Origin of the sequence: Microbacterium sp. NPDC087589 (genome assembly GCF_044743635.1) — a bacterium.
Taxonomy (GTDB): domain Bacteria; phylum Actinomycetota; class Actinomycetes; order Actinomycetales; family Microbacteriaceae; genus Microbacterium.
The window spans coordinates 67,990-85,040 of sequence record NZ_JBIUWV010000002.1; the positions used below are offsets into that span (position 1 = coordinate 67,990).

The 17,051-nt window shown below is 68.8% G+C and carries 16 protein-coding genes; 6 read left to right on the forward strand and 10 right to left on the reverse strand.

Annotation, left to right across the window (positions count from 1 at the left end; translation table 11 throughout):
• From ACIOU8_RS06275 to ACIOU8_RS06290, 4 genes are all read right to left on the reverse strand, one after another.
• A complete protein-coding gene (locus ACIOU8_RS06275) occupies positions 1-1,197 on the reverse strand; it encodes an amidohydrolase family protein (protein WP_400787138.1) in 1,197 nt (398 codons plus the stop codon).
• Positions 1,197-2,051, reverse strand: a complete 855-nt coding sequence (locus tag ACIOU8_RS06280) for a tryptophan 2,3-dioxygenase (protein ID WP_400787141.1) — start codon at positions 2,049-2,051, stop codon at positions 1,197-1,199. The genes ACIOU8_RS06275 and ACIOU8_RS06280 overlap by 1 nt, the downstream gene beginning before the upstream one ends.
• Positions 2,052-2,144: 93 nt before the next feature.
• Complete coding sequence (locus tag ACIOU8_RS06285) at positions 2,145-3,860, reverse strand: amidase (protein ID WP_400787144.1); 1,716 nt, start codon at positions 3,858-3,860, stop codon at positions 2,145-2,147.
• On the reverse strand, positions 3,857-4,897 hold the full coding sequence (locus ACIOU8_RS06290; protein WP_400787147.1) for an agmatine/peptidylarginine deiminase: 1,041 nt from the start codon (positions 4,895-4,897) through the stop codon (positions 3,857-3,859). Before ACIOU8_RS06290 ends, ACIOU8_RS06285 begins: the two co-directional genes overlap by 4 nt.
• A 92-nt stretch (positions 4,898-4,989) precedes the next feature.
• Between ACIOU8_RS06290 and ACIOU8_RS06295 the strand changes: the two genes are divergently transcribed.
• Both ACIOU8_RS06295 and ACIOU8_RS06300 read left to right on the forward strand, forming a co-directional pair.
• Complete coding sequence (locus ACIOU8_RS06295) at positions 4,990-5,667, forward strand: TetR/AcrR family transcriptional regulator (RefSeq protein WP_400787150.1); 678 nt, start codon at positions 4,990-4,992, stop codon at positions 5,665-5,667.
• Between the two features lie 9 nt (positions 5,668-5,676).
• Positions 5,677-7,050, forward strand: a complete 1,374-nt coding sequence (locus ACIOU8_RS06300; RefSeq protein WP_400787153.1) for a pyridoxal phosphate-dependent decarboxylase family protein — start codon at positions 5,677-5,679, stop codon at positions 7,048-7,050.
• A 100-nt stretch (positions 7,051-7,150) separates the two neighbouring features.
• Here the strand turns inward: ACIOU8_RS06300 and ACIOU8_RS06305 are convergent, their stop codons facing one another.
• Together ACIOU8_RS06305 and ACIOU8_RS06310 are read right to left on the reverse strand one after the other, a co-directional pair.
• Positions 7,151-8,206, reverse strand: a complete 1,056-nt coding sequence (locus ACIOU8_RS06305; protein WP_400787155.1) for an alpha/beta hydrolase — start codon at positions 8,204-8,206, stop codon at positions 7,151-7,153.
• A 151-nt stretch (positions 8,207-8,357) separates the two neighbouring features.
• A complete protein-coding gene (locus ACIOU8_RS06310; RefSeq protein WP_400787157.1) occupies positions 8,358-8,885 on the reverse strand; it encodes a TetR/AcrR family transcriptional regulator in 528 nt (175 codons plus the stop codon).
• Between the two features lie 82 nt (positions 8,886-8,967).
• On the opposite strand from ACIOU8_RS06310, the gene ACIOU8_RS06315 reads away from it, so the two are divergent.
• Entirely contained in the window at positions 8,968-9,678 is a 711-nt protein-coding gene (locus tag ACIOU8_RS06315) for an MBL fold metallo-hydrolase (RefSeq protein WP_400787160.1), read from the forward strand.
• Here the strand turns inward: ACIOU8_RS06315 and ACIOU8_RS06320 are convergent.
• The 3 genes from ACIOU8_RS06320 to ACIOU8_RS06330 are packed head-to-tail and all read right to left on the reverse strand — an operon-like array spanning position 9,675 to position 12,999.
• Positions 9,675-10,226: a cysteine hydrolase family protein gene (locus tag ACIOU8_RS06320; protein WP_400787162.1), complete on the reverse strand. Its 552-nt coding sequence runs from the start codon at positions 10,224-10,226 to the stop codon at positions 9,675-9,677. The two genes, ACIOU8_RS06315 and ACIOU8_RS06320, sit on opposite strands and share 4 nt — an antisense overlap.
• The gene (locus tag ACIOU8_RS06325) at positions 10,223-11,668 is read right to left on the reverse strand and encodes a purine-cytosine permease family protein (RefSeq protein ID WP_400787165.1); all 1,446 of its coding nucleotides are present in this window, start codon (positions 11,666-11,668) and stop codon (positions 10,223-10,225) included. The genes ACIOU8_RS06320 and ACIOU8_RS06325 overlap by 4 nt, the downstream gene beginning before the upstream one ends.
• A 47-nt stretch (positions 11,669-11,715) precedes the next feature.
• Positions 11,716-12,999 (reverse strand): M18 family aminopeptidase, encoded by a 1,284-nt coding sequence (locus ACIOU8_RS06330; protein ID WP_400787168.1) that lies wholly within the window; start codon positions 12,997-12,999, stop codon positions 11,716-11,718.
• Between the two features lie 259 nt (positions 13,000-13,258).
• Here ACIOU8_RS06330 and ACIOU8_RS06335 point away from each other — a divergent pair, with 259 nt between their 5' ends.
• From ACIOU8_RS06335 to ACIOU8_RS06345, 3 genes are all read left to right on the forward strand, one after another.
• Positions 13,259-14,122, forward strand: a complete 864-nt coding sequence (locus tag ACIOU8_RS06335) for an EamA family transporter (RefSeq protein ID WP_400787171.1) — start codon at positions 13,259-13,261, stop codon at positions 14,120-14,122.
• 143 nt (positions 14,123-14,265) lie between these two features.
• A complete protein-coding gene (locus ACIOU8_RS06340; RefSeq protein ID WP_400787174.1) occupies positions 14,266-14,661 on the forward strand; it encodes a GNAT family N-acetyltransferase in 396 nt (131 codons plus the stop codon).
• Positions 14,662-14,804: 143 nt separating this feature from the next.
• Entirely contained in the window at positions 14,805-16,364 is a 1,560-nt protein-coding gene (locus tag ACIOU8_RS06345; RefSeq protein WP_400787177.1) for a DUF222 domain-containing protein, read from the forward strand.
• Between the two features lie 14 nt (positions 16,365-16,378).
• On the opposite strand, the gene ACIOU8_RS06350 is transcribed toward ACIOU8_RS06345, so the two are convergent.
• Positions 16,379-17,032, reverse strand: a complete 654-nt coding sequence (locus ACIOU8_RS06350; RefSeq protein WP_400787180.1) for a response regulator — start codon at positions 17,030-17,032, stop codon at positions 16,379-16,381.
• Positions 17,033-17,051: the final 19 nt, after the last annotated feature.

A 17,051-nucleotide genomic window follows, 5' to 3' on the forward strand; every position in this document is an offset into this window, starting at 1 on the left:
TCAAGCCTTCAGATCGGCGCTGGTCAGCGGGCGGGCGAGTGTCGGATCGGCGTCGGTGCCGGGGAGCCTCAGCAGCACGGATGCCGGGTCGAGGGGGTTCTGCGGGACGAGCGCGCGGAGCAGGTCGATGCCGTCGACCCCGGCGTCGCGGAGGGCGGCGAGCTCTGCGGGGTTCAGCCCGACGGGTGTCGGGCCGTTGCCCATGTCGGTGCCGTAGAGCACGGTGCCGCCTGCCGCGTGGAAGCGGCGCACGTTGTCGACGGCTGTGGCGCGCGCGTCGTCGTTGTCGCCGTCGTCGCCGTCGTTGTCGTGGTCGCTGTCGCCGTCGTGGATCGCGAGCGTCGAGATCCACGACACGGATGCCGCTTGCGCGGCGACCTCGGCATCGTCGAGGCGCTCGGTGAACGGGGCGTGTGCGAGGCGTGCGGCGCCGAGGCGGGCTGCGCGCTGTGCTTCGCCTCGGCCTTCGGCGTGTGCCACGACAGCCAGGCCGCGTGCGGCGGCGGCTTCGACGATCGCGCGGAAGACGTCATCGTCGAAGACGGGGCCGGCGGTGGCGTTGCTCGCGACCTTGATGCAGGATGCTCCGGCATCCGCCATCTGAGTCACTGCTCGTTCGGCGGCCGCGGAGTCTGCGATCTCGCGGAAGGACCCGGCGGGCGCCCAGTCGCGGTCGCTGGGGTAGCCACCGACGGGCGTGAGGAACGCGCCGGCGAACCCGACCGCGACCCGGTGCTCTGTCCGTTGCGGAGGCCCGCCCGGGGTCGTTGTCCCGTGCGGGGTGGTTGTCCCGTGCGGGGTCCCGTGCGGGGCGGTTGTCCCGTGCGGGGTCCCGTGCGGGGCGGTTGTCCCGTGCGGGGTCAAAAACGCACCGGAGAACGTCGATTCGGATGCGTTTTTGACCCCGCAGGGATCCACAGATGCGTCTTTGACCCCGCCCAGAGCGGCGGCGAGCGCGGCGACGGCCACAGGGTTCGCGCCGAGGTCGATCACGCGGCCGAGCGTCGACTCGCGCAGCAGCTCATGGTCGACCAGCTGCAGGTGCACGTGGTGGTCGGTGAAGCCGCCGACGATGACGCCGTCGAGACGGGGCAGGTCGGCGGTCGGGGCGGCGTCGCGCAGCAGCATCCGCTCGCCGTCGACGTCGATGATGCCGTCGCGCCATCCTTCGCCGTCGAAGTAGGTCGCCGCGTGCATCAGCCGCCGATCTCGGTGCGCACGGTGTAGAGCTCGGGGAAGAACGTCAGGTCGAGGGCGCGCTGCAGGAACCCGACTCCGCTCGAGCCGCCGGTGCCGACCTTCATGCCGATCGTGCGCGCGACCGTCTTCAGATGGCGGAAGCGCCAGAACTGGAAGTTGTCCTCGAGGTCGACGAGGTCTTCGCAGGCCTCGTAGAGGTCCCAGTGCTGCTGGTGGTTCCGGTAGATCTCACGGATCGCCGGCACGAGTTCAGGCGTCTCGCGGTAGGGGAGGCGCACGTCCCGGTCGAGGATCTCGGCCGGGATCGGCAGGCCGCGGCGCGAGGCGTAGCGCAGGAACTCGTCGTAGAGCGTGGGCTTGTGCCACTCGGCGGTGAGCAGCGCGAGGTTGACGGGGTGGTCGGCGAAGACGCTGAGCATCTTCTCGTTCTTGTTGCCGAGGGCGAACTCGACCGCGCGGTATTGCACCGACTGGAAGCCCGACGAGTTGCCCAGCGCGCCGCGGAACTGCGCGTACTCGGTGGGTGTGAGAGTCGCGAGGATCCCCCACTGCTGCGTCATCACGTCTTGGATGCGCTTGACCCGCGCGACCCGCTTCAGCGCCTCGCGGAGATCGTCGCTGGCGAGCAGCTCTCGGGCGGAGGACAGCTCGTGCAGCAGCTGCTTGAGCCAGAGCTCTGTGGTCTGGTGCTGGATGATGAACAGCAGCTCATCGTGGTGCTCGGGATCACTGACCGGGTTCTGCGCGGTGAGCAGCTGGTCGAGCGACAGGTACGACCCGTACGTCATGCGCCCCGACAGATCGGTGACGATGCCGGCCTCGAGCTCGCGCTCGTTGTTCTCGGTGCTCATGGGGCGCTTCCTGTCGTGACGGACAGGGCAAACATATAACAATCGTGGCGGGCGTCACAATGATGAAATGCCGCGCGGGTGCTGATCAGCGATTCAGAGCCTCGGCGTGCGTGGCGGCGGGGTGCGGCGCTCACCCGGCGCGCCGATCGCCTCGAATCCGGCCGCGAGTCGCAGCAGCGCGGCGTCGTCATAGGCGCGACCGGCGAACGTCAGGCCGATCGGCATGTCGATGTCGGCCATGAGCCCCATCGGCACGGTCACGGTCGGGATGCCGAGGTGGCGTACGGCCAGGTTGCCGTTCGCGATCCAGGTGCCGTTGCGCCAGCCGAGGTCGGCGGAGGCCTCGTCCACGTCCATGTCGGCCGGACCCACATCGGCGACAGCCGGGAACACGACCGCGTCGAGCTCCTGCTCGTCCATCCACTCCTCGAGGTCGATCCGTCGCGTCTCTTCGAGTCCCCGGATCCCGTCGGCGAGTTCGGGCATGTCCGTGAACCCGACACCCGGGTTGTCGCGCACCCAGTCGGGGTACTCGGCGATGTCGTCGTCGAAGCCCGTATAGCGGTCGGGGAGTGCGCCCTCCGGATGCGGGAAGATCGTCGCGCCGTCGACGGCGGCGAGCGTGCGCAGGCGGGGATCTCCGTTCGCCTGCAGGAAGTCCTCCCAGGCCCACGCCGAGAGGTCGACGATCTCGCGGCGCAGGTACTCCGGCGACACGAGTCCACGCGTCGCGATGGTGGGGGCGCCCGGTCGGTCGCCCTCGTAGTTCGACACCACGGGGAAGTCGACCTCGACGACCGTCGCACCGGCGGCCTCGAGGTCGCGGCGAGCCGCTTCCCAGCGCGCGATCACCGAGGCGCGCGTCTCGATGCGCTGGCCCGTGGGGCCACCGATTCCCGGTTCGGCGGCGGTGCCGGCATCCGGGTCCGCATTGATGTACATGCGGGGGATGCCGATGCGGGTGCTGCGGAGTGCTGTCGCCGCCTCCGCGGCCAGGGCATCGTACGACTCCGGGCGCACCTCGGAAGAGAGCGGCAGCGTCACCCACGGCTGCGCGCGCCAGAAGTCGCCGCGCGTCTCGGCATCGCCGACGACGATCACATCGAGCACCTCGAGCAGGTCGGCCATGGTGCGCGCGTGCGGCACGACGACGTCCATGGTCGGCACGAGTGGCCAGTTGCCGCGGGTCGAGATCACGCCACGTGACGGCGTGTAGGCGCAGAGGGCGTTGTTCGTGGCCGGGCCGCGGCCGCTCGACCAGGTCTCCTCGCCCAGGCCGAAGGCTGCGAAGCTCGCCGCCGTCGCGGTGCCGGACCCGTTCGACGACCCCGAAGCGAAGGGCGCGGTGAGGAAGCCGGCGTTGTAGGGGCTCTCGGCGCGTCCGTAGACGCCTCGCTGCATGCCGCCGTTGGCCATCGGCGGCATGTTCGTGAGGCCGAGGCAGATCGCGCCACCCGACCGCAGGCGCTCGATCGTGAACGCGTCACGCTGCGCGACGGTGTCGGCGAACGCGGGACTCCCGGCCGCGGCGGTGAGTCCACGCACCAGGTAGCTGTCCTTCGCCGTGTACGGGATGCCGTCGAGAGGCCCGAGCGTCTCGCCGCGTGCCCGCCGTGCGTCCGACGCCGCTGCCTCAGTGCGGGCCTCGGAGTTGCGGACGACGACCGCGTTCAGAGCCGTCTCGGTCTCGGGGCCGTCGTAGGCGTCGAGGCGCGCGAGATACGCGTCGACGAGCTCGACGGAGGTGGCCGTGCCGGTCTCGAGCGCTCGCCGCAGCTCGGCGACGGAGGCTTCGACGACGTCGATCATGCGAGCACCCCCACGCTCGGCTGCTGCTGGGTGATGCAGTGGATGCCGCCGCCGCGGTCGAACAGCGGGCGTGCGTCGACCGTGACGACCCGTCGCCCCGGATAGACATCGGCGAGGATCGCCCGTGCCGCGGCATCGGCCCGCTCGTCGCCGAAGCCGCACGCGACCACACCGTCGTTCGTGACCAGGTGATTGACATAGCTCCAGTCGACGAATCCTTCGTCATCGCGCAGGGTCGCCGGTGCGGGCAGGTCGATGATCTCGAAACGGCGACCCGCTGCATCCGTCTGCTGCGCGAGATGCGTGCGCAGCTCGCGGGTCACGGCGTGGTCCGGGTGCTCGGGGCTCTGCTGCTCGTGCAGCAGCAGCCGACCGGGGGAGACGAGCGTCGCGACGATGTCGACGTGCCCGTTCGTGCCGAAGTCGTCGTAGTCGCGGGTGAGGCCCCGAGGCAGCCACACGGCCTTCGTCGCGCCGAGCGTGCGGGCCATCTCGGCCTCGACGCGCGCCTTGTCGGCGTAGGGATTGCGGCGAGGGTCGAGCTGCACGGTGTCGGTGAGCAGCACCGTGCCCTCCCCGTCGACGTGGATTCCGCCGCCCTCGTTCACGAGGGCAGAACTCACGAGCTCGGCGCCGACGGCTCCGGCGATGACGCGCGCGTGCTGCGCCGCCTTCTGCCACTGCGCCCATGCCGGTGCGCCCCAGCCGTTGAAGATCCAGTCGACCGCGCCGAGCACGCCGGGCCGCTCGTGGTCGATCACGAAGGTCGGACCGGAGTCGCGCATCCAGAACTCGTCGACCGGTGCCTCGACGATGTCGATGCTGCTGCTGAGCATCCGTCGAGCGCGGGCGACCTCGGCAGGGTCGACGATCATCGACACCGGCTCGAACTCGGCGACCGCGTGGGCGACGGCCGTCCACGTGTCGTAGCCCTCGTCGCGTTCGGACGCCGTCTCGCCCAGCGTCGGCCCCTCGGCGGGGAACGCCATCCAGGTGCGGTCGTGCGGTGCGGTCTCTGCGGGCATGTGCCAGGCCATGATCGTCTCCCTCGCTGCCGATCGCGACCTCGTGGATGAGGCCTCGCATTCGCTATTGAACACGTGATCAACGAGTGATACGGTAGCCCGTGATGAAGACCACGTCAAGAGCAGCCGCACCTCGCAGGTTGCCACCCGAGGAGCGCGAACGCTCGATCCTCGACGGTGCCGTGGCGCTCGCCGCAGAGAGCGGCCTCGAGGCGCTCACGGTGCGGGCCGTCGCCGCCCGCGTGGGGGTGACGCCGGCTCTCGTGGCTCACTACCGGCCCGTCATGGAGTCGTTCGTCGCCGAGGTGTTCACCGAGATCGTGGCCGCCGAGCGTGACGAGGTGATCGCCTCGTACGACCCCTCGGTCGGCCTGCGCACCAATCTGCTCCGACTCATCGAGACGCTGCTCGACGACTCACGTGATGACGTCGCGATGGTCTGGGTGCAGTCATGGGCGCTCGGCGCCCGCAACGAGGCGCTCGGTGCCAGGGTGCGCATCGAGATGGACCTCTGGCACAGCGCACTCGAAGACCTCATCGCCCGCGCGATCGCCGAAGACCCGGTGCTGAATGAAGACCCGGTGCTGAGACAGGAACCGGCGCGCCAGATCGATCCGGACTCGTCGGCGTGGATGCTGCTGGCGATGGTCGACGGCATGAGCGCCCACTCGCTGGTGCACTGGGCGCCGCGCGATCGCGCCGACCTCGCTCGCCGCACCCTCTCCGCCGTACTCGACATTCCGATGGTCGACCCCGCACGGCCCGCAGAATCACACAGGTAAGGACAGCTCATGGGAGCAGAACGCATGCACGCGGCCTCGGCCGAATCGACGGCGATCGTCGACGCGGTGCTCGACTATTCGCGACGGCGGATGCTCGCGGCCGATGTGCCGCTCGACAAGCCCCAGTCGCCGGCCGAGCTCGATCGTCTGGTGGGAACCACGATCACCGATGCCGGCCTGGGTTCGCAGCGCGCGCTCAGCGTGTTCGAGCACATCCTCGCTCCGGCCTGCCTGACGACCAGCCACCCGTCGTACCTGTCGTTCATCCCGACGGCCCCGACGATCGCCTCGATCGCGTTCGACCTCGTGGTCTCGGCATCCGGCCTCTACGGGGGAAGCTGGCTCGAGGGCGCGGGTGCCGTGCATGCCGAGAACGAGGTGCTGTCCTTCCTGGCCACTGAGTTCGGCCTTCCCGACACCGCCGGCGGAGTGTTCGTGCAGGGCGGCACGATCGGCAACCTGTCTGCGCTCGTCGCCGCCCGCGAGGCGGCGAAGGCGAAACTGCTCGAGGCCGGCACAGAGCTCCCTCGTCGGTGGAAGATCGTGTGCAGCGTCGAGGCGCACTCCTCGAACAAGTCGGCGGCGAAGGTCATGGATGCCGACGTGCTGCTCGTTCCCGCAGGTGACGACGGAGTGCTTCGCGCGGATGCTGTGCGTGAGGCGCTCGTCGAGCACGGCGACGAGATCTGCGCGGTGGTCGCCACCGGCGGCTCGACCAACTTCGGCATCGTCGATGACATCGTCGGAATCGCCGCGCTGAAAGACGAGTTCGACTTCTGGCTGCACATCGACGGTGCCTACGGGCTCACCGCGATGCTGGCGCCCGAGGCCCGTGGCATCTTCGCGGGAGTGGAGCGCGCCGACTCGGTGATCGTCGATCCACACAAATGGCTGTTCGCACCGTTCGACTGCTGCGCGCTCATCTACCGTGACCCCGATGCGGGCCGTCGAGCGCACACGCAGCATGCCGAATACCTCGACACCCTCACCGACGCCGGTGACTTCAGCCCGTCGGACTATTCGATCCAGCTCACTCGCCGCCCTCGCGGGCTGCCGCTGTGGTTCTCGCTCGCGACCTACGGTGTGACCGCCTATCGCGAGGCCGTGAGCGCGACTCTCGCTCTGACCCAGAGGATCGCGACCGAGATCGCCGCCCGCCCCGAGTTCAGACTCGTGCGCGACCCGCAGCTCTCGGTCGTGGTGTTCGAACGCGAGGGCTGGGAACGCGCCGACTACGACCGCTGGTCAGACGAACTGCTCGACTCGCAGCGCGCGTTCGTGGTGCCGAGTTCGCACGCGGGGCGCCCGAACACCCGCTTCGCCATCCTCAACCCGCTCACGACGTTCGACGACCTGGTGGGCATCCTCGACACGATGAAGTGAGTCGGCCGCGCCCGATCTGCGGACCATGCCCCGATCAGCGGGTCGATTCCCGGAAATCGGCTGCCGTGCGGGGCAGAGTCCGCGGATCGGCGCGCCGTCCTCAGCGCGTCGTGTGCGCGTTCAAGAAGTCGATCGTCTGCTGCAGCGCTGTCTGAGCGTCGGGCATGTCGAGGTGGAACTGATACTCGTGCGGCAGGGCAGGCTCGTGAGACGCGGGCCAGAACAGGGTCGTGACATCGACTCCCAGCTCGTCGAGTCGCTTGGCCATCGGGATCGACTGCAGCCAGGTCAGCCCGTCGCCGTTTCCGCCCGAGATGTACGTCGCCGGGAAGTCCTCGGTCACCCAGTCGATCGTCGACATCGTCGAGCCGGTCGAGTCCTCCGCCCAGGTCTTGGTTCCCGCGTACGCCCACATCGACGTCTTGAGGCCCCAGCCGACCACGCCGTCGAGCGCCGCGAGCGCGGCGAGGTCGTACACACCGCAGTTCAGCACGGTCGCCACCACCTGCTCGGCCGTCAGCGCCGGGGTGATGCCCATGATCTCGGCGTAGTCGGGGCTCGTCATCAGCGCGGCCATCTGGCTGGCCAGCTGGCCGCCGGCGGAGTCGCCGGCGAGCACGATCTGATTCGCATCGACGTTCAGCTCGTCGGCGTGCTCGTCGATGTATGCGAGCGCCTCATTGAGCTGATGCACGGCGAGCGGATACACGCCCTCCGGCCCGATCGTGTAGTTCAGCGCGATGGTGGTGTAGCCCTCGGCGGCGAGGATGCGCATGTAGGGGTCGACGTTCTCCTTCGCCCCCGAGATCCAGGCACCGCCGTGGATCCAGACGACCGTCGGCAGCGGCCCGGTGGCGGATGCCGGCGTGAAGACGTCCATCGTGGTGTCGGCACCTCCGTCGGCGTAGGCGACGTCGAGCTGCTCGGTGAGCGTCGTGTCGGTGACGTACTTCTCCATCTCGGCGGCGGTCTCGTCGCCGCCCTTCGTGAACACCGAGCGGATCAGCATCGCCGACGGCCACGGGGTGAGTGCGCCGATGATCGCCACCACGGCTGTGACGAGGAGGACCAGGCCCACCGCCACTTTCGTGCGGTGCCACGGACGTCGAGCCCTCTTCGGGCGGACGGATTCGTCTTCGTGCGCGCTCGTGGTCATGGAAACCCCTCTCCGCGGATCATCTTGGCAGTATTCCGGTCGATCTCGACGTATCGAGGCCGGCATCGGGACCCGCATCGGCAACGCCAGCGGCAACGCCAGCGGCAGCGCCAGCGGCAGCGCACCGGCGTCCGCCCGCGTGCGCGCCTGATCAGGCCGAGGTGAGCCCGGCGATGATGCGACCCATCGCATAGTCGAATGCCTCGTCGACGTCGCCGCCCAGGCGGAACATGCCGGCGAGCTCCATCTGCAGGAACCCGGTCGCCCAGGCGGTGAAGAGGCGGGCGGCGTCGAGCGCATGCTCCGGCCCCACGAGGTCGGCGCAGGAGCGCAGCACCGGAGCGGAGGTCCGATGGAGGGCGTCTTCGGGCGCGGACGCCGTGAACAGCAGTCGGAACGCCTGGGGGTGCTCGTGCGCGAACGCGCGGTACGCGGCGGCGAGGAGGGGGAGTTCGTCACCAGCGGTGTCGAGCCGACTGGTCAGCGCATCGGCGGAGGCCTCCGCGACCGCGGACAGCAGGGCTTCTCGATCACGGATCCTCTTGTAGAGAGAGGGCGCCCGCACCCCCACGCGCTCGGCGACAGCCTGCATCGTGAGTCCGGCGGGTCCTGCTGATTCGAGGATGTCGCGGCCGGCATCGACGATGGCCGCCAGCGAGGTTCGTTCGGGGGTCGGCATCCAAGGCTCCTTCATGGCTATTGACAATAGCTATGATAGCTACGTAATGTAGCCATCATAGACCACCACGAAAGGGACGACCATGAAGCTCGCACCGCACCTGCATCGACTCGGCAACGACGTCGTCGCGTCGTATCTGGTCGACCTGCCCGAGGGGATCACGCTCGTCGACGCGGGTCTGCCCGGCCACTGGAACGACCTGCAGCGAAAGCTGACCGAGCTCGGCAGGCCGCTCTCCGACATCCGCGGGCTGGTCCTCACTCACGGCGACGGCGACCACATCGGCTTCGCCGAGCGACTGCGCAGCGAAGCCGGTGTGCCGGTCTTCGTCCACAGTGCCGATGCGCACCGGGTGCGCACGGGTGAGAAGCCGAAGACCCCGATGGGGCCGGCGCGCATCGGTCCGACGCTCGGATTCTTCGCCTACAGCGCGCGCAAGAACGCGCTGCGCACGCGGCACGTCTCTGAGGTGGTGACCGTCGCGGACGGCCAGGTGCTCGACCTCCCCGGATCCCCGGTCGTCATCGGCATGCCGGGTCACTCGCCCGGGAGCATCGCCGTGCACATTCCCGCGGCCGATGCGGTCTTCGTCGGCGACGCGCTGACCACGCGCCATGTGCTGACGGGGCGCGTGGGTCCGCAGCCCGCCCCGTTCACGGACGAGCCGGAAGAGGCAGCCGCGTCTCTCGACCGGCTGGCCGCCGTATCGGCATCGTGGGTGCTTCCCGGACACGGGGCACCGTGGCACGGGTCACCCGCCGACATCGCGGCGGCTGTGCGCGCGGCGGGTTAGCGCTCCGCCAGCACCGCGGCCGTGTCGCCGATCGTGATCTGCGGAGGATACAGTCCCATGATCCGGATCGCCGCGTCGTGGTTCTCGGCCGTCGAGCCCGCGCAGGCGTCGGCGGCGATCGTGACGTGCGCCCCGGCATCCGCTGCGGCCAGGGCGGTCGAGATGACGCAGCAGTCTGTCGAGACTCCCGCCAGCACGACGTGCGCCCCGCGGCCCACGATCGCCTCCATGGCGTCGCCCCACTTTCCGAACGTCGGCAGGTCGAGCGTCGAATGCGGCGACAGGCCGACCGCCTGCGGCACGAGGTCGAACAGCGGGTCTGACGGTGGCTGGTCTGCGAACGGCCACGCGCCGAAGTACGCGCCCCACGAGGTCGAGCGGTCGGCGGTCGGCATCCAGCGAGTGACGATCACGCGGTCGCCGAAGGACTCGGCGAGCTCTCGGATGCGGGGCATCGCGTCGTCGAAGAACGGTGACGCCCACGCCGAGTCGGGCGAGGCGAAGATCGTCTGCGGGTCGATCACGACCAGCCAGGACTCCCTGCTCACGCAGCTGCCTCCTGCGCGCGGATTCGTCCGGCGCGAGCGAACCAGGTGAAGACGAACGACAGCACCAGGGCGAAGAACACCCCGAGGTTCGCATAGGCCCAGTCTCCGTCGACACCGCCGACCAGACCGAGCAGATAGCCCTGCCAGTTGTTCCACGGCGCGGCATCGGCGAAGCCGTTGAGCACGAAGCCCCAGCCGACGACGCTGGCGACCACCATGGTGCCGATCGAGATCCAGTCCCAGGCGCCGTATCGGCCGCGGCTGTCGAACAGCGCCTCGTCGTCGTAGTCCTTTTTGCGCCGGAGGATGTCGGCGATGAGGATGCCGGCCCAGGAGGCCAGCGGCACGCCGAGCGTGATGAGGAAGCTCTGGAACGGGCCGAGGAAGTCGGTGGCGAAGAACACGACGTAGATCGTGCCGATCGTGAGGATCACTCCATCGATCGCCGCTGCGGACGGGCGCGGGATGCGGATGCCGAGGCTCAGCAGCGTGAGGCCGGAGGAGTAGATGCCCAGCACGGCACCCGAGACGAGCGCGAGCACCGCGGTGAGCAGGAACGGCACGAGCACCCAGAGCGGCAGGAGCGTGGCGAGCGCGCCGATCGGGTCGGCGGCGATCGCGGCGCTGAGTTCGTCGTCGGACCCCGCGAGCAGCAGACCGAAGACCACGAGGATCACGGGCGCGATCGAGCCGCCGATCGTGTTCCACGCGACGATCGCCCCATCGGATGCCGTGCGCTTCTGATACCGCGACCAGTCGGCGGCGATGTTGATCCAGCCGAGCCCGAAGCCGGTCATGACCATCACGAGGGCGCCAATGACCTGGCCGAGGCCGCCATCAGGGCGGGCCATGACAGCTGCGAGGTCGATGCTCGGCGCGGCGAGGATGATGTAGAGGATCGTCACCGCACCGGTGACCCAGGTCAGCACCGACTGCAGCTTCATGATCGTGTGATATCCGAGCACGGAGGCCACGACGATGAGGGCTGCGACGATCACGGTGGCGCTGATCTTGAGAACGATGCTGTCGCCGTCACCGCCGAGCTGTGTGATGACGGTGGCTGTCGCGAGCACGGCCATGATCGCGAGGAAGGTCTCCCAGCCGATCGACGTCAGCCACGAGACGATGCCCGGCACCTTCTGCCCCTGCACGCCGAAGGCGGCGCGGGAGAGCACCATGGTCGGCGCCGAACCGCGCTTGCCCGCGATCGCGATGAGTCCGCACAGCAGGAACGACACCACGATGCCGATGACCGACACGATCGTCGCCTGCCAGAACGAGATTCCGAAGCCGAGCACGAACGATCCGTACGACATGCCGAACACCGACACATTGGCCGCGAACCACGGCCAGAACAGGTCGCGAGGCTTCGCCGTGCGCTCGGATTCGGGGATGATCTCGATGCCCGCGCGCTCGATGAGGCCAGGCTTGATGTCCGTCATGCCATCATCCTGGCACTGTGCAGGGCCCGCGGGGGCGCCGGGGATGATCAGCCGGCGAAGAACGCTCCCGCGACGCGTGCGAGGTCATGCAGATCCGAGACGCCGGCGAGCTCGCGGGCCGAGTGCATCGACAGGATCGGGATGCCGACGTCGACCGTGCGGATGCCGAGACGCGTCGCCGTGATCGGGCCGATCGTCGATCCGCAGGGCACCGTGTTGTTCGACACGAACTCCTGGGTCGTGACGTCGGCGGCGTCGCACCAGCGGCGCCAAGCGGCGGAGCCGATCGCGTCCGTCGCGTACCGCTGGTTGGCGTTGAGCTTGAGGATGGGTCCGGACCCGAGCACCGGCTGCACGACGGGGTCGTGCTTGTGCGCGTAGTTCGGGTGCACCGAGTGGCCGACGTCGCTCGACAGGCACCACGACGATGAGAGGGCGCGGCGGCGCTCGGAGGCGTCGGCGCCGAGCGCGTCGTACACGCGACCGAGGATGTCCTCGAGGAAGGGGCCTGCCGCGCCGGAACGAGAGTTCGAGCCGAGCTCCTCGTGGTCGAACGCCGCCAGGATCGCGATCGGTCCGGACGCCGCGGTGTCGATCGACTCGAGCGCGACCATGCCCGCGTGCACCGAGGCGAGGTCGTCGAGGCGCCCGGAAGCGAAGAACGCGTCGTCCTTGCCGAACACGGCGCCGCGCGCGGAATCGGCGATCACGACGTCGTAGCCGCGGATGTCGGATGCCGCGACACCGGCGGATGCGGCGAGCTCGGCCAGGATGTCGGCCTGCGACGGGTCGCCCAGGCCCCAGACCGGCTGGGTCTGGTATTGCTTGTCGAGGGCGAGGCCGGTGTTCGCCTCGCGGTCGAGGTGCACAGCGAGCTGGGGGAGCCGCAGCATCGCCCCGGTGTCGGCGAGCACGACTCGTCCGTCGGCGAGGGCGAGTCGGCCGGCGAGGCGCAGTTCACGGTCGAGCCAGGAGTTCAGCAGCGGTCCGCCGTACACCTCGACGGCCGCCTGCAGCCAGCCCCTCGACCCCGTGGTCGGCTGCGGCTTGAGCTTGAACCCGGGGGAGTCGGTGTGCGCCCCGAGTACGTGCGCGGGCGTGACGGCGGTGGCGTCGGTCGGGATCGTCCACGCGATCGCCGCGCCGTCACGGACGACGACGTAGCGTCCGCCGGGGCTCAGCTCCCAGGCATCCTCTTCGGAGAGACGCTCGAACCCGGCATCCTCCAGTCGCCTGGCCACCTCTGCGGCGGCGTGATAGCTCGAGGGCGAGGCGGCGACGAAGTCGGCGAGATCCTCGGCGTGGGCGAGAGCATCCGGGGTGACGGGCATGGGGGACCTTCCTGACGGGGCGGTCCTTCGATCGTAATCGCGTTCGCCTCGGCGTCTGCTCGCTCCGGTGTTCCCCTCGTTCACCTCCCGGTCACTCACAGCAGGTACTGTCGCTCTCGATAGCGCCTAGGGTTCCGGGGTTCGTCCCGTCTGGTCCGAGCGGCGCCACGGTGTCCCTCCGCAGGGGCGCCGTCATCTGACAGGACAAAAGCCCGGAGGACCCTGTTCGTCGCGCCCGCGATGAACGGAAGGGTCTCTCGTGTCCGCTCTCGCTTTCGCTCTCGTCATCGCCGCGGCCATCACGCATGCCGCGTGGAACATCGTCGCCCATGGCGTGAGCCGCGCGGGGATGCCGTTCCTGTGGTGGGGAGCCGTCGGAGGAACCGTCGTCTGGATCGGCGTCGTCCCTTTCACGGGTGGGCTCGGCACCGACGACGTGCTCGCGTTCCTGGTGGGCGTCGGCGTCTCGGGGGTGCTCCACGTGGTCTACATGGCGGTGCTCCAGCGCGGATACCGTGAGGGCAACCTCTCCACCGTCTATGCGACGGCGAGGGGCACCGGTCCCTTTCTCTCGGTCATCGTCGCCGTGCTGATTCTCGGAGAGCGACCGTCGGCACTGGCTCTCGTCGGCGTCGCGGCGATCATCGTCGGAGTCGTCGCGATCGGTCTCGTCGATCGAGGACGCGCCGATCGATCGCGACGTCTCGACCTCGGGCTCGTATTCGGCCTGCTCACCGGGGTCGCGATCGCGGTCTACACGATCTGGGATGCCCACGCCGTGCGCACCTGGAACCTCTCGCCCGTAGCCTTCATGGTCGGAACGATGCTGCTCGAGATACTGTTCTACTCCTTCGGTGTTCGAGGCCGATGGGCGGCCGTCCGCACCCTCGGACGCACGCAGTGGCGACGTATCGTGGCCTTCAGCATCCTGTCGCCGCTGTCGTACATCCTGGTGCTCACGGCCATCCAGATCGCTCCGGTGGCCCTGGTCGCACCGCTGCGCGAGGTCAGTGTCGTGCTGGTCAGCCTGTTCGGGGTGTTCGCGCTCAAGGAGAGCCGGCCAGGATGGCGCCTCGCCGCGTCCGCGGTCGTCGCCGGCGGGATCGTGCTGCTCGCGCTGTAGCTGCGCCGCTGTGCTGCGCGGTGTTCCCGGTGCGGATGCTGTGCGCGAGGGGCCGGTCTGAGTGCGCTGCTCGTGATGGTTGTATGGATGCTGTGTCAGCGGGATGGAGTCTTCGAGCGAGCCACCCTTCGGATGCCGTCTGGATGGCGGAGCTGAGAGCGGTCGTGATGCGCCCTGACCTCGAGCGACTCGGCCGGTACGACCCGGTGCGCGTGCGGCAGCGCTTCCTCGACGCATTCGTTCCCGAGAACACCCGCGTGATCGTCGTCGACGGCGAAGATGTCGGTCTGGTGGCGGTGAGGCACGAACGAGACGCGCTCTGGATCGAGCACTTCTACCTCGCGCCGGAATCGCAGGGCCGCGGGATAGGAGCGGCTGTGCTCGCTCACCTGCTCGCGGACGGTGACGGCACACGGCCATTCCGGCTCAACGTGCTGCAGTCGAGCCCGGCACGTCGGCTGTACGAACGACACGGCTTCGTTCTGGAGAGCGAAGATGCTGTCGACGTCTTCATGAAGGCAGGCCCCGCCCGCCGGTGATGCCTCCCTTCGTGTTGTTCGTCGCCACTGGACGCGCGTCCAGCTCTGCGCAGTATCGGGAGATTGGAATATGGCGTTGAACTGGGTTAATAAGAGGCGATTTCGAGCGTCGAATGTCAGTGGTGGCGGGTTGACTGGGGTGTATGAACAGCACCGCAGAGCTTCTGGATCGGGTCATCGCCGACCTCGATTCGGTGCTGTCCGATGACGGGCTCGCAGGCCTGACCGATGCAGACCGGATCACGGTGCTGCAGGGCGCGGGGGCGGCGTTCCGGCGAGTCGAGGCCGTGATCGTGGAGACCGTCGCGACGGGGGAGATGGGCGGCTTCCCGCATGCGGCGGGGTGCCGGGGTGAGAACGAGCTGTTGCAGCGGACGGTGCTGGTCGATGCGCGGGGCGCGACCCGGGTGGGAAGGGTCATCGACCGGGTGCGGCGGGGTGTGAGTCTGGTGTCGGGGGAGCGGCTTCCCGCGCGGTGGTCGGAGTTGCGGACGGCGCTGCTGGATGGGGTGATCGGGGTCGACGGGTTTCTTGCCGCGACCGGCCCGATCGAGCGGGTGTGGGATCGGCTCACGGTCGATCAGCGGTTGGCGGCGGATGTGGCGTTGGCGGGGTGCGCTCGTGGCCGCGGCCTCGATACGGGACTCGGCGACGCGCCGGATGCGGACAACGACACAGATGCGGACGACGACACAGATGCGGACGGTCCATCGCCCACCGCGCAGGACTTGAAGAGCCTTGCGGAGGATCTCGCGTCGATGTTCGACCCCGATGGGGAAGAACCCAAAGACGAGGACGCGAAGCGGCGTCGGGGAATCACGATCGGCCGCCTCAAGGACGGTGTGCATGCGATCCGCGGGTATCTGACCCCGGAGGTCGCGGCTCAGTTCCAATTGATCATGGACGCGCTCGTCAACCCCAAGGGCGACGGCCCACCCACTCCCGGGGTTTTCTTCACCCCCAGCAGCGGCACGGACTCCGGCAATGGTGCCGACGCCGGCGCCGACGCCGGCGCGGAAGTGGGAGAGGACCCGTTCAATTCGGACGAGCGGAGCGTGATCGATGACCGCACCGCGGCCCAGAAACGCCATGATGCGCTCGCAGCGGCGTTGGCGATCGCGGCCCGACACAAGGACATGCCCACGTTGGGTGGGGCATCACCGGTGCTCGTCGTCACCATCGACGCGAAGGACCTCGCCCATGGCTCAGCCTTCGGCGCGGGCGCGGGTGGCGCCGCCTGCAACGGTGGATGGGCGACGATCCCCGGCTCTGGCGCCCACGTTCCGGCTTCCGTCGGTGCGCAGGCCGCGTGCAGCGGGGTGATTCAGCGGGTCCTGTTCGATGAAGGACGGATCATCGGGATCACGACGACGGATCGGGTGTTCACTGTGCATCAGCGGCGGGCGATCATCGCCCGCGATAAAGAGTGTCTGATCCCCGGATGCCACGTTCCGGCGTCGTGGTGTGAGATCCACCACGTCACCGAATACGCACAGGGCGGGCCGACGCACACGGATAACGGTGTGCCGTTGTGCTGGTGGCACCACCGCTCCCTCGACACTTCGCAGTGGGAGATCCGGATGAATGGCGGGCGCCCGCAGGTGCGCGGACCGGCATGGTGGGATCCCGCGCAGCGCTGGCGCACCCCACGACTCAGCCTCCCCGCCGATCGGCTCCGGACGCACCTCGCCCGAACGGGTTGACCCGCGACGCGGTCTCAGCGGAAGTCCACCAGGCCGGCGTGCGCTGCCGTCACCAGGATCTGCACGCGGTCGCGAACGTGCCATTTCGACATGATGCGACCCAGGTGCGCTTTCACCGTTCCCTCCGACACGATCAGCGTCCGTGCGATCTCCGCGTTCGACATGCCCTGGGCCAGGCGCTGCAGCACCTCCTGCTCGCGATCGGTGAGCGCCTCGAGCGTGTCGTCGCCACCCACCGGCTCGGTGTCGCGCACGTGCTTGATCAGCAGCGAAGCGATGCGTGGTGACAGTGAGCTCGCTCCGCTGTAGACCTCCCGCACGCCCTCGAGAATGCTCGCAGCACTGGAGTCTTTCAACAGATAACCCGATGCGCCTGCACTGAGCATCGGCAGCACGGTGTCGCTGCCGTCGAGCGTGGTGACGGCCAGGATCCTGACCTCAGGCCATCGCTCACTGATGACGGCAGTGGCCTCGATGCCATTCATCTCCGGCATCTGCACGTCCATCATCACGACATCGGGATGCTCGCGTCCCACCACCTCTATGCCCTCGAGCCCAGACTCCGCCTCTGCGACCACAGTGATCTCGGGGTCCCGTGAGACGAAGTGAGAGAGCGCTGAGCGCACCAGGGGATCGTCATCGACGATCACGACGCGGATTTGGGACATGGACGAAGCCTAACCGGGG

Bases quoted from the DNA above. Each gene is read 5' to 3' on its own strand.
- ACIOU8_RS06350 (WP_400787180.1), bottom strand. From the start codon at position 17,032: ATGTCCCAAATCCGCGTCGTGATCGTCGATGACGATCCCCTGGTGCGC.
- ACIOU8_RS06290 (WP_400787147.1), bottom strand. From the start codon at position 4,897: ATGGCCTGGCACATGCCCGCAGAGACCGCACCGCACGACCGCACCTGG.
- ACIOU8_RS06295 (WP_400787150.1), top strand. From the start codon at position 4,990: ATGAAGACCACGTCAAGAGCAGCCGCACCTCGCAGGTTGCCACCCGAG.
- ACIOU8_RS06340 (WP_400787174.1), top strand. From the start codon at position 14,266: ATGGCGGAGCTGAGAGCGGTCGTGATGCGCCCTGACCTCGAGCGACTC.
- ACIOU8_RS06330 (WP_400787168.1), bottom strand. From the start codon at position 12,999: ATGCCCGTCACCCCGGATGCTCTCGCCCACGCCGAGGATCTCGCCGAC.
- ACIOU8_RS06325 (WP_400787165.1), bottom strand. From the start codon at position 11,668: ATGACGGACATCAAGCCTGGCCTCATCGAGCGCGCGGGCATCGAGATC.
- ACIOU8_RS06315 (WP_400787160.1), top strand. From the start codon at position 8,968: ATGAAGCTCGCACCGCACCTGCATCGACTCGGCAACGACGTCGTCGCG.
- ACIOU8_RS06310 (WP_400787157.1), bottom strand. From the start codon at position 8,885: ATGCCGACCCCCGAACGAACCTCGCTGGCGGCCATCGTCGATGCCGGC.
- ACIOU8_RS06300 (WP_400787153.1), top strand. From the start codon at position 5,677: ATGGGAGCAGAACGCATGCACGCGGCCTCGGCCGAATCGACGGCGATC.
- ACIOU8_RS06305 (WP_400787155.1), bottom strand. From the start codon at position 8,206: ATGACCACGAGCGCGCACGAAGACGAATCCGTCCGCCCGAAGAGGGCT.
- ACIOU8_RS06275 (WP_400787138.1), bottom strand. From the start codon at position 1,197: ATGCACGCGGCGACCTACTTCGACGGCGAAGGATGGCGCGACGGCATC.
- ACIOU8_RS06285 (WP_400787144.1), bottom strand. From the start codon at position 3,860: ATGATCGACGTCGTCGAAGCCTCCGTCGCCGAGCTGCGGCGAGCGCTC.
- ACIOU8_RS06345 (WP_400787177.1), top strand. From the start codon at position 14,805: ATGAACAGCACCGCAGAGCTTCTGGATCGGGTCATCGCCGACCTCGAT.
- ACIOU8_RS06280 (WP_400787141.1), bottom strand. From the start codon at position 2,051: ATGAGCACCGAGAACAACGAGCGCGAGCTCGAGGCCGGCATCGTCACC.